The organism is Aquisphaera insulae (assembly GCF_011064615.1).
Classification (GTDB): domain Bacteria; phylum Planctomycetota; class Planctomycetia; order Isosphaerales; family Isosphaeraceae; genus Aquisphaera; species Aquisphaera insulae.
This window is the reverse complement of sequence record NZ_JAALJH010000156.1, coordinates 1-11082: the sequence shown is the minus strand read 5'-3', so window position 1 is coordinate 11082 and position 11082 is coordinate 1. Positions and strand designations below refer to the sequence as shown.

The window sequence follows — 11082 nt, the reverse complement described above, 5'->3', positions numbered from 1 at the left end:
ACCGGATAGTCTCTCAGCCACTCGGTCAAGTGGGAACCGACCGATGGCGTCCTGATCCAGACCACGAGCCCGCAAGCCGCGGTTTGTTTCACACAGGGAGGCGTCGGCATCGAGTGGCCCGTGACCTTCCAGATCGTGCCGTCGGACGGGGCCATCACTTGCACCGCAATCGCGACGGCAACGGCCACTCTCACCGGCACGGCCGTCTCCGGCTTCAGCGGCCTCTCCGGCGGCGCTGGCTATCCCCCCAGCTCAGGCGCGATCCCCGTCACGATCTCCGGCGGCGGCGGGAGCGGCGCCCTGGCCCATGCCGTGAGCAACGGCAGCGGCGTCATCACGTCCGTCGTCCTCGACGCGGGGGGCTCGGAGTACACGTCGGCCCCTCGGGTGACGATCGGATCGAGCCCAGGCTACCTCGTCTTCGATCAGCCGATCTGTGCCGCCTACTCCAGCCAGGCCGCGATGCAGGCCGGAGGCTCCGCGATCAGCCCGCCGACGGACTTGAAGTTGCTGTTGGCGTTCAGTCGCGGGGCGATCAGCGTCACGAAGCCGGCCAGCGGCTACGAGGGCACGGCATTCACGACGAACGGCGTCGAAAGGACCCTTTACCGCGATTTCCCGCAGTGGCTCGATTACCGCGACACATCGAGCTATCAGACGCTCGCGCAAGAGATCCTGGATACCGTCAAGAACACCGTCGTCGAGGGTAACATGACGTACTCCGGGAAGTACAGCTCGGCCCTCACCCTCGGGTCCGCCCTGAACATCGCCGGGAACGGGTACACGACCGGCTATGAAGCAATCGCCGCCCCGATCCGCGGCGTGGTCCTCGACTTCGTCCCGGAAGGCGGCCAGACGCCCTGGGTCACGTCGCTCTCGTTCAGCACGCGGATGCGGCCGTTCGTGGGCGACCGGTTGTACCAGCATCCGGGCTGGGGCTCCAAGGGCTTCGGCGGCATGGCCGGCGGCCTCTCGCCCGTGCTCCCGCCCTCGTGGGGTTCGGGCGGGATGGCCACGGCGACCCCGCCGACGGGGGGCTACGGCCAGGGCGGCGGCTTCGAGGGGGTGACCGACTTCGCCGACGTTCCCGCTGACGACGGCCGAACGGGCGAGAACCACTACCGCCGCCGGAAACCCGAGACCGAGGAACAGCGGCGTGCCCGGGGCAGGGCGAGGCGGGAAGAGCAGGCCGAAGCCCACGCCGATCCAGCGGGCCGCGAGCTGCAGCGACTCGCCATCGAGGGCGTCGCCCGCCATCAGCCGGCCGCCGACCGCCCCGACGGCGGGGCCAGCCCCAGCCTCCCTCACGGCGTCGTGACCCTCGATCCCGACCAGGTCGCGAGGAATCAGCAGGCCTGGGAGCGGGGCCAGATGGAGGCCGATCAGTCCGAGTCGGCCCGGCGAGCCCGCGAATCCGAACGGGCTGAGATCAAGCGTCGCAACAGGGAGAAGGCCGACCTCAAGAAGGCCGACCCCAACAACATCGACGCATACCTGGCCAACCACCAGTTCGACGACGGGGAGGCGAAATGACCAACCTTGAGAGCCGACTGATCCGTCTCGAAATGGCCCTCCGGTCGACCGAAGACCTGGTTCGCCGCCTCCAGGGCCAGGTAACCGCTCTCCAGCAGTCCGCGAGGCTCCTCCAGGCCCAGGCCGGCGGCTATGGCGGCGGATCGGGCGGCGGGGGCACGGGCTTTTGGATTCGGAATCCTGGTCTGTCGGCGGCCTCCGGGAGTTGGCCGACGCTCACGCCCAGCGTCGGGACCGCGGACGTTTACTCGGACCTCGGCGGCACGCTCACACCCTTCGCGGCCGACCAGACGATCAGGTGGTTCTTCAAGGACGCGCCGACCGCCAACGGCCTCATCCCCGTCGTCCGGAGCGCCGACGGCTCGGCGTGGGACGGCCTGAACGCAAGCTGCACGGGAGTCTGAGCATGGCCGGAGCGACGATGTTCGACCCGGGGAACTGCGGCTGCACGACGTCGTGCTCCGGCCAGATCTGCGTCGCCGTCACGAAGGCTTGCGGCGGCGCGGCGATCTCCGGCGCGACCGTGTCCGTCACCCGGCACTCCGACGGGGCGCCGATCGGGACGACGACGACGGACGCATCGGGGAACGCCTGTGTCTCGATCTCGGCGGACGATTACTACGACGTCGCCGTCAGCGCCACCGGCTGCGGCGGCCGGTCGCTCGTGAATCAGCACTGTGCCTGCACCACGAACAGCCTCGCCATCGCACTCTATTGCTCGCCCACGGCCGGCCGGACGTTCACTGTGAAGGGCTGCAACAACCAGCCCCTCCCCGGCGCGACGGTCTCCCTGTCGGGGCCGGCCTCGGCGAGCGGGACGACGGATGCGAGCGGCCAGTGGACCTGGTATCCGACCATCACAGGAACCTACACGCTCACGATCTCGCCGCCCAGCTCGCCCCCGCTCAACCGCTTCAACACGTTCACGAGCACGTACCCCGTTTCGTCCCTCTGCACGTCGGCATCGCCCGTCTACACACTTTCGGTATTGGCCGGCTACTCGTGCTGCAACGACGGTGTGACCTTCCCAGCTTTCCCGATCCCAAACACCTTGACGCTCACCGATCCGGGCGGATCAGGCCCTGTCACTGGATCCTGTAGCTGGTCAGTCTGCCTGACACGCTCGATGGACCACGCGTCGACCAACGGCCTCGGAGCCACCTGCACACTGAGCGGTGGCGGCACCCAGACGATCCCGCCAGCGCTGTCCACGCTCGACGTGTTGATCCGCTACTACCTCGATCTCACGGGGGCATACCAGCGGGTCCTGATGGGCTCTGCCGGCCCCTACAGGGCCGACTGCCTCACTTCTCACGCCGGAGGCCCCGTCGATAGCTGCGGAGTCTGGCGGGTCAGCGGAGGCACTTGCTCGAATGTCGACCTCTACGGGGTCAGCGTAAGCTCCTCCAGCATGGTCATCAGCTCGTGGTATCCCTTCAGCGCGACGTACAACTTCCCCGCGGGCACGGGCTGGGTGACCACCGCGGCGGCGTGCAATCCCAACGGCCAGCCCTACGCCAGCGGGCTCATGCTCAATGAATGACAAGTGCGGCCACTGCCCTGTATCGGCCGGGATGTGCCGGGGCCAGTCACCACGCTACGGCCATCTCTGCCGGCGTGCCGCCCAGGGCCATCCCGTCGAGCTGCGGGCCATCGTGGACCTCTCGGCCGGCGGCATCCCGCCCGAGCCCGCCCCGCCTCCGCCGCCGCCTGAGCCGCCCCGCCCCGCGCCCGACCAGGTCATGGGCGAGCTGAAGATCGTCGCTCACTGCCCCCATCGCGACGAGCGGACCGACTGCGGCTGCGGCGGCCTGGCCCGCTGCTCGCTCGGCAAGGGGCGGGACGGGCTCGTCAACCATCAGGATTGCCTCGCGTGCCTTCGGGCCGGAGATCCGCAATGACGCCTCGCTTCGAACCGGCCAAAACCTCGGCCAATCTCCGCGTGTCACCGCACTTCGACGTCCCGTGGCCCGGGTTCCCCGCGCCTCGGCTCGCGCCGCGAAATGCGGACGTCCCGCGGGGCGGCGATTCCGAACTTGACCTGACTGCCGCCCCTGATGTGAGTCACGACGACCTCGGCAAGCTCTCGGCCGGCTGCGTCGGTCAGCACGAACGACTCGTCGGCTCTCAGCGTCAGGATGAGCACGGTTCTTGACCTCCCTGTCGACTGGCACTCCTGCGACTCCCGCCCAACCACCAGTCTAACCCAGACGCCGGCAGCGACGCCCCCGCATGCACGCCCAATCAATAACGTCATTAATTAATTTCATGCACTTATGGATATCGTAATTCCGAGTGCATGTTGATTTATGGCAACATAGGCCCGACGCGAGATGAGAAATCCGTCGCCTCGATTTCGTGATAGCGCGCATCTGTGTTCTCATCGGGACAGGGGGCACGGATGCCCGAGCGACGGCCGCCGGCACGACGCCGCGACGGCCGCGGGGCGCCGGCCCCCAGCGCAGGAGGCGCTACCCGTGTCCACGTCAGTCACGATCACCGTCAGGCCCATCGGCTGCCCCACGGCCCCTACCGCCCCGATCGCCGACCCCGGCCGCTGCCGCACCCGCGAGCAGTGGCAGCACGCCCGCCAGATATCCCGCCGTCAGCCGTGGGGGGCGCTGACGCCCGGGGCGCAGCGCAGGTTCATCGAGCTGGCCGCCGCCGCGGCGGCCGCAGCCGGCGACGCCCCGGACGCCTGCCACCTCTGGCCCACCCGACGCACCGCCGGCGGGTATGCCATCGCCCGCGGGCCGCGAGTCAACCTGATCGCGTCACGCGTCGCCTGGTCTCACATCCACGGCGAGATCCCTCCCGGCCACGAGATCGACCACGTGTGCGGCAACCCGTTATGCATAAACATCAAGCATCTCGAATGCGTCACCGTCGCCGAGAACCGCCGCCGCCGCGGCGAGCGGCTGCGGAGCGGTGCCCCCAGCCTCGTCGACCCGGCGGCGAGGGAGCGGCAGCGAGCGGCCCAGCAGCGCTACCGGGACCACGCGACGGCCCTCCGCAGCCCCGAGGAGTGGGCCAGGATCGCCCGGGATAAGCGAGACCGCATGGCCCACGCCAGCCGGGTCCGGCTCGACCGCCTGCGGCGACATCGCGATGAGGGTGACCAGCCGCAACCCCCGGCTGCCTGATCCCCGGCGCCCGACTGCCACACGCACGGCCCACCTCAGCACCCCCTGATGCTCTGGTGGGCCGGCGATTTGTCGCGATTGACCGGCGAGCACACTGCAGCCGCTCCATGACCTCGCGTCCGCGCCGTCCGTCTGGCGAAAAGGATCGGAAAATATCGTGGGAATCCGTCGAGGCGATTTGCTCCATTTTGTCGTTGTCCTTAGTATCCAAATAGACTTATGCCACCAGGCCTCAGGAGACAGACCATGACCGCCCGTCCCTACGACCGCCCTGGCCGCCCGCGAATGTGGAGCAACGAGCGTGTGCTCGTCCAGGTGCCCTTTTCCGCCGCCGACCGCGACCGGCTCGACGCCCTCGCGACGGCCCGAGACCTGAGCCGGGCTCGCCTGGCCCACAGGCTCCTGATGGATGCCGTGGCCCGCCTGGAGGAGTCACCGCTCAGCCAGGAGGCCATCCGATGACCGGCCCATCCACCGTCCGCCCGGTCGCTATCACCCCGGCCGCCCAGGCCGTCGCACCTCGCGTCACCTCGCTCCTCCGCGAGACCTGGCGATCCCTGCCGCGGGCCGTCCGCATCGATCTCCTCCGCTACTGGCACGACATGCCAGAGGACAGCGAGTGGGCCGGCCGAGCGCCCGTCCTCGACCTGACGGATGACTGCGACGGCCCGGCCCAGTGCCTCTGCGGCGGCGCCCTGATCCTGGTCAGCCCCTCGGCCGTCGCCTCCATGTCGGACGACGACGTCCGGTCGCTGCTCGCTCGCCTGCTGGCGGACGCCTCGCAGTACGCGGACGGCGTCGTGCCGCCGATCCCCAGCCGCGCGTCATGATGGACCGGGGCGACTGACGCCCACCAGCGGCAGCCAGCGGCACCTCAGGATGGGCGCCGCGGCGAAAACGAAAAAGCCCCGTCCAGGGCGTCACACCTGGCGGGGCTGGAGTCGATCAGCTACCCAGGAGTCTATCAGATGAGTCATATCGCGACAAGCCAGTCGCTTACCCCCTCCGTCGGCACTCCAGAGATCCTCCCCGTCCCCCAGCCGGAGCCCATCCGCTTCGACGCCGAGGCCGTCAGAGACCACCTGGAGTGGCTCCGCCGGGACGGCGAGATCATCGAGCTCCGCCTCCTCAAGGCCTGGGACAGCTACCGAAGCGGGTGCATCGAGCCGGGCAAGAGCACGCTGTCCGGCTACTACCTTAGCATCGACGCCGCCGTCCGGGACCTGTCCCGCGTCGCCGGCGTGAACGCGTACGCCCTCCTCAACCCAGCGAGCGCGGACGCCGCGGCCCGCGGCCTCAACAAGCTCCAGTCCGGCGGCCACACGACGGCGGACTCGGAGATCCTCCTGGTCCGACGCGTGCTCATCGACGTCGACCCCAGGCGGCCCGCCGGCGTCAGCGCGACCGCCGAGGAGCACGCCGCCGCCCTGGCCGTACGGGACGCGATCCTGGCAGCCCATCCCGAGATTGCTGCGGCCAGCCGCTGGGGATCCAGCGGCAACGGAGCCTGGATCATCGCCGAGGTCGGTCCTCTCGGTATCGACGAGGCGTCCGTAGCCCTTGTCAAGCGGTTCCTCGCGGCCCTGGCCCGACGCCACGACACGCCGAGCGCCGAGGTCGACGTCAAGACGTGCAACCCGGCCCGGATCGCAGGCATCCCCGGACTGCCGAAGTGCAAGGGGGAGGACGTCGCGTTCCGTCCGCACCGCCTCGCCACGCGGGATGACCCTCGGGGCCGCGAGCTCGCGCCCCTGGACCTGGCGGCCTATGTCGCGAAGCTGGAGGCCGAGGAGGCCGCGACGGTGACCGCCGTCGCCGTCGCGGCGCCCCGCCCCGCCGCGGGCCACACGCACAATGCGGTCGCGATGCCGCCTCCTGCGACGGCCCCCGAGCCTGACGATGACGTCCACGAGCGAGCCCGCCAGTACCTGGCGAAGATGCCCCCGGCGATCGCCGGCCAGAGTGGCCACAAGCGGGCCTACACGGCGGCCGTCGCCGTCGTCCACGGCTTCGCGATCGACGACGAGGATGATGCCCTGGAGGCCCTCTCGGACTGGAACCAGCGTTGCCAGCCCCCCTGGTCCGAGGCCGAACTGCTACACAAGATCAGAGACGCCGCGACGAAGGAGCACAAGGCGTCCAGGGGCTGGCTCGTGAAGGCCGGGGAAAAGGCGGCGGCGGTGGGGGGCGGCCCGCAGACCCGCGAGGCCGACGACGACCCACACCGGCTTGCCCGCCACTTTCTGGCCGAGCGGCGGCGGCACGCCGACCACTGCGGGGTTGTCTATCACCGGGGGTCGGTCTGGCAGTGGGACGGCTCCGCCTACCGCGAGATCGCCGACCACGAGCTTGCCGCGAGTGCGAATGACTCGATCAAGTGCGAGTACGACCGGCTCTGCCGCACCGATACCGAAGCCTGGCTGGCCCGCGGGATGAAGGACCGCAAGGGCCGCGACTGCCCGCCGCCGGTCGTCCGAAAGGTCGTCGGCAGCACCGTGACCAACGCCGTGGCCGCACTCCGGGGACTTACCTTGCTCCGGGGCGACGTCGAGGCCCCGGCCTGGCTGACCATCGATCCGCCGTTCCCGGCCCGGGACACGCTCGCCACTCGCAAGCACCTGGTCCATCTGCCCGCCTTCGTCGCCGGTGCACCCGAGGCCGTCCACCGCGCGACGCCCGCCTACTACAGCCCCTTCGCCGTCGACTACGACTTCGATTCGGCCGCGCCCGAGCCCACGACCTGGCTTCGCTTCCTCGCCGACGTCTGGGGCGACGACGATGAGAGCATCGGGCTGCTCCAGGAGTGGCTAGGCTACTGCCTCACGGGCGACACATCGCAGCAGAAGCTACTCATGCTCGTCGGGCCTCCGGGGAGCGGCAAGGGCACGATCGCGAGGATGGCTCGCCTCCTCATAGGCCCGGAGAACGTCGTCGGGCCGACCCTCAGCGGCCTGTGCGATCGCTTCGGCCTGGAGCCCCTGATCAGCAAGTCACTGGCCATCGTCGGCGACGCGAGGCTCTCCGGCCGCGTCGACGGCGTGGGAGTGACGGAGCTGCTCCTAGGCCTCACCGGCGAGGACACGACGACCGCGCACCGCAAGGGACGATCATCGTGGACCGGCAAGCTGCCGACGCGGATCATGCTCCTGAGCAATGAGCTCCCGCGACTCCCCGACCAGGCCAACGCCCTGATGCGGCGGCTGCTCCTGCTGCGGACGACGGTCTGCTTCGAGGAGCCGGCCGACGGGAAGATCGCTGCCAGGCAGGTGGACAGGCAGCTCGATGCCAAGCTGGCCGCCGAGCTGCCGGGCATCCTGCTCTGGGCCATTGCGGGGTGGCGACGCCTTCGTGATCGCGGCCACTTCGTCCAGGCCGCGGCCGGCAAGGAGATGGTGGAGGCGATCCGGGACCTCAGCTCGCCGGTCGGGGCGTTCCTCCGCGATCGCTGCCGCATTGCGGCGGACGCGACTGTCGACCCAGACACGCTCTTCGTCGCCTGGACCCGGTGGTGCGAAGCGAGCAACCGGCACGCGGGGACCAAGGAGACCTTTGGCCGCGACCTCCGCGCCGCGGTCCCCGGTCTCACGGCACCGCGGCCCCGTGGAAACAGCCAAAGAAAGCGGATCTACCAGGGCGTCGGCTTGGCCGGACACGATTACCCGCCGGTCTGATCGACCACCTCGACCCTGGACCACCCCTCGGAAGCCCGGCCAACCGCCGGGCTTCTTGTATTTTTCGCATCCCCATGCGCCCCGCCGTAGGCGGCCAGAGGTGGCTGGTCCAGGCAATTGGTCCAAATGGTCCAGGCTCGGTCCAAGGTCTGGTCCAGGCAAAATCCGCTTGATTTACACGGTGGTCCAGGTGGTCCAGGTGATTTTTCGATATCGCTGAGAACAACGAAAAGCAGAAGAGATGAAGGACAGGAAGAGGCGCATTGAAGTGATATAGCAGGTAGTATGGCAAAAACACCTGGACCACCTGGACCACCTGGACCACCCGCCTCCGGTTCGATCTCCACAGCCGTGGCCATATTCAGCACAGGCAGAATGTACCTGGCCTCCCGGCCGGGCGCGAGGGAAGGGGTAACCACAAACGAAACGGCCCCACGCCCGCCGGTGACGTCGCGACCGCGGTCCTCCTGCTCGACCCCGGCGCCGAGGCCGACAAGGCCAGGGCGCCCCTTGACCCCGTCTTCCAGGGCCGCGTGGTCGTGGCGAGCTGCCCGGAGTCGCCGACCCGAGAGGACTGCCGCGTCTGGCCCGTCGACAAGGTCGATCCCGGCGTCCTGACCCGCCAGGCGATCGTGCGGGTCGTCGCCGCGGCCCTGCGGGCACGCGGCTGACGCTATCGGCTCGTCGGCTTTTTCGGTCTGACACCGTAGGAGAGGGCGACTTGCTCGACGTGCTGGAAGGAAGTCTTCACTTCCAGTGAAGCCGTGTTGTATGCGGTCTGGATCTCTCGCCTAACCGCCGACGATTCCTTCGACATTTCGAAGTCGAAAACCATCCCCCGGAAGAATGCCTCTAAGAAGGCGCTTCCTGAGTTGTACCGAGAATCGTAAGCAGCTAACTGTCGCTCCACGGAGCCCAGTTTTTCCCATGCGTGAATGTGGTTTAGGTACGCCGACGCGAAATCCCTGGGGCAACCGCCGGTGTCGATGGCTCGCATGCGGGCGACCACCTCGGCGACGGTCCTGGCGCCGTCGGAGGTCTTCGAGTCTGCGGCCAGGACTTGTTCGATGCGAGTCTTGTCGCCACCTGAGCCACCGCCTCCGAACACCGCGAGGGCAACAGCGACGCAGACGCCTCCGATCGCGTAGCGGCGGGTCTGCTCAGACGTTCGTAATCGCGAGATCTGATACGACGCGTACTCCTGCATTGCAGTGGAGATCTCGGATAAGTCAGGCGGCCTCTTTTGAGGCAACATCGGCGTGTACCTCCGTCCCGACCCCAGGCACCTGGTCCTGGCACCCCGGCGACGTTCGCCTCTCAGCCGCCAGGCCCTCCCGCGTCGGCACCTCGCACCCTCCCGCGCCCCATCCCCTCCGTCAAGCGTGCACACGACGGCACCACGCGTTCCCTCTACCCGCCGACCAGGAGTTCACCCCGCATCGCCGCGTGAGCAAAGTGTGCTCGCGATTTGCTCCATCTCGCGAAACCGAGGAGGATTCGGATAGAGATGCCCACGGCCCTCCCCGGAGACCCGACCCATGCTCGTCGAATCGATCCTCTTCCCAGTCGCCGCGCTCGCCACCGCGGGCATCTGGCACGCAGCCTCGGCCCTGCCTCCCGCCACAGCGAACATCGTCCGCGTGACGACCGCACTGGCCTGGGCCGGCTACTTCGCCCTCCGCATCGTACGGGCCCTCGCCGGCCGGCCCCGCCGCATCAATCCATGAGTGCACAATATATCGTAATTGATAAGCAATACCGTTATTGAAAAATCGATACGGAGCGCGTCCGATGTCCAGCCCGTCGCAGGAAGCCGCCCAGGTTGTCGCCGTTCCTTACCCCATTGACGCGCGTCTCGCAGCGATCGAGGCCGCCCTCGCAGGCGTCGGCCAGGCGGTCCAGGTGCTCGTCGATCGCGAGCGGGTACAGGACTGGTACGGCATCGACGAACTCGCCAGGCGGCTCGGGAAGGCGCCCTTCACCTGCCGCGAGTGGGCCCGGCACGGCCGGATCCACGCCGTCAAGAAGCAGTCCGGCCGCGGTGCGCATCAGGGGTGGTCCGTGTCCCACGCCGAGCTGGAGCGGATCCGCCGGGAGGGCCTGCTGCCGATCTCGCGGGCGTCTATGCGGGTGTCCTAGACACACCACCCTCGGACACTCGTCCGAATTCCGGGGAAAAATTGGGGAACGCACTGGCAATTCGGCTCCAACATTGATCTAATGTGCTTGAATGCTGATTTCGCCCGAACCAGAGGCACACCAACGTAGTTACGACGCGGCCCCAGCGTGTCCCCAGGGTAGTCCAACTACCTTCGAATCCTAGATCCCCAGCTCAACCCGATGCACACAGACAAGAGGAGTCCCGGCGTCGACCGGGACTCTTTTTCCTTCGTTTTGGGGCAGCCTAACCCCAATACCGTTCAACGAAGGGTAGGGGCACACGGGCTTCGGCAGGGTCTCGAACCGCGATGGTACGAGACCGAGGTCAACGTCACGTCGGCTCCGAGCTGAGCCTGGGTGGCCGTGGTGGAACACCACGGTGCGGCAAGCTGTCACGCCCAACGGGCTTCGCCTGGAGGCCACGGCGGTCCCGTGGTGTTCCACCATGTCACGCGCCAGAGTTGTTTGCCCGCAAATCGGCCAGGGTCTTTCGCCGCGCAGCCGGCGGCGTCAGGCTACCAAGGACGTAGGCACGACCTTGGACGCCGCACCATGGAGGCACCCCGCGATGCCCT

The 11082-nt window shown here is 68.4% G+C and carries 13 protein-coding genes; 11 read left to right on the top strand and 2 right to left on the bottom strand.

All coding sequences use genetic code 11. The annotated features are described in order from the left end of the window. The first annotated feature begins 120 nt into the window (after positions 1-120). From G6O54_RS35685 to G6O54_RS35670, 4 genes are read left to right on the top strand one after another with little or no spacing between them, the layout of a single operon-like run. Positions 121-1533: a hypothetical protein gene (locus G6O54_RS35685; protein WP_165235382.1), complete on the top strand. Its 1413-nt coding sequence runs from the start codon at positions 121-123 to the stop codon at positions 1531-1533. Next, the gene (locus tag G6O54_RS35680; protein WP_165235379.1) at positions 1530-1937 is read left to right on the top strand and encodes a hypothetical protein; all 408 of its coding nucleotides are present in this window, start codon (positions 1530-1532) and stop codon (positions 1935-1937) included. Before G6O54_RS35685 ends, G6O54_RS35680 begins: the two co-directional genes overlap by 4 nt. Positions 1938-1939: 2 nt before the next feature. Continuing rightward, positions 1940-3076, top strand: coding sequence for an MSCRAMM family protein (locus G6O54_RS35675; RefSeq protein WP_165235376.1), 1137 nt, complete (start codon positions 1940-1942; stop codon positions 3074-3076). Further along, entirely contained in the window at positions 3069-3434 is a 366-nt protein-coding gene (locus tag G6O54_RS35670; RefSeq protein ID WP_165235373.1) for a hypothetical protein, read from the top strand. Before G6O54_RS35675 ends, G6O54_RS35670 begins: the two co-directional genes overlap by 8 nt. A 44-nt stretch (positions 3435-3478) precedes the next feature. On the opposite strand, the gene G6O54_RS35665 is transcribed toward G6O54_RS35670, so the two are convergent. Continuing rightward, positions 3479-3679, bottom strand: coding sequence for a carbon storage regulator (locus G6O54_RS35665; protein ID WP_165235371.1), 201 nt, complete (start codon positions 3677-3679; stop codon positions 3479-3481). A 331-nt stretch (positions 3680-4010) separates the two neighbouring features. Between G6O54_RS35665 and G6O54_RS35660 the strand changes: the two genes are divergently transcribed. The 5 genes from G6O54_RS35660 to G6O54_RS38470 all read left to right on the top strand — a co-directional run bounded on the left by G6O54_RS35660 (position 4011) and on the right by G6O54_RS38470 (position 9018). Continuing rightward, on the top strand, positions 4011-4676 hold the full coding sequence (locus G6O54_RS35660) for an HNH endonuclease signature motif containing protein (protein ID WP_165235368.1): 666 nt from the start codon (positions 4011-4013) through the stop codon (positions 4674-4676). A 246-nt stretch (positions 4677-4922) separates the two neighbouring features. After that, on the top strand, positions 4923-5138 hold the full coding sequence (locus G6O54_RS35655; protein ID WP_165235365.1) for a hypothetical protein: 216 nt from the start codon (positions 4923-4925) through the stop codon (positions 5136-5138). Continuing rightward, entirely contained in the window at positions 5135-5506 is a 372-nt protein-coding gene (locus tag G6O54_RS35650) for a hypothetical protein (RefSeq protein ID WP_165235361.1), read from the top strand. The genes G6O54_RS35655 and G6O54_RS35650 overlap by 4 nt, the downstream gene beginning before the upstream one ends. 138 nt (positions 5507-5644) lie before the next feature. After that, positions 5645-8347, top strand: coding sequence for a DNA primase family protein (locus tag G6O54_RS35645; protein ID WP_165235358.1), 2703 nt, complete (start codon positions 5645-5647; stop codon positions 8345-8347). 539 nt (positions 8348-8886) lie between these two features. Next, positions 8887-9018: a hypothetical protein gene (locus tag G6O54_RS38470; protein WP_256369026.1), complete on the top strand. Its 132-nt coding sequence runs from the start codon at positions 8887-8889 to the stop codon at positions 9016-9018. A gap of 2 nt (positions 9019-9020) precedes the next feature. Here the strand turns inward: G6O54_RS38470 and G6O54_RS35640 are convergent, their stop codons facing one another. Beyond that, positions 9021-9602 (bottom strand): hypothetical protein, encoded by a 582-nt coding sequence (locus tag G6O54_RS35640; RefSeq protein WP_165235355.1) that lies wholly within the window; start codon positions 9600-9602, stop codon positions 9021-9023. Positions 9603-9885: 283 nt separating this feature from the next. Here G6O54_RS35640 and G6O54_RS35635 point away from each other — a divergent pair, with 283 nt between their 5' ends. Both G6O54_RS35635 and G6O54_RS35630 read left to right on the top strand, forming a co-directional pair. Continuing rightward, on the top strand, positions 9886-10074 hold the full coding sequence (locus G6O54_RS35635) for a hypothetical protein (RefSeq protein WP_165235352.1): 189 nt from the start codon (positions 9886-9888) through the stop codon (positions 10072-10074). 64 nt (positions 10075-10138) lie between these two features. Next, positions 10139-10486, top strand: a complete 348-nt coding sequence (locus G6O54_RS35630) for a MerR family transcriptional regulator (protein WP_250847239.1) — start codon at positions 10139-10141, stop codon at positions 10484-10486. The last annotated feature ends 596 nt before the right edge of the window (positions 10487-11082 follow it).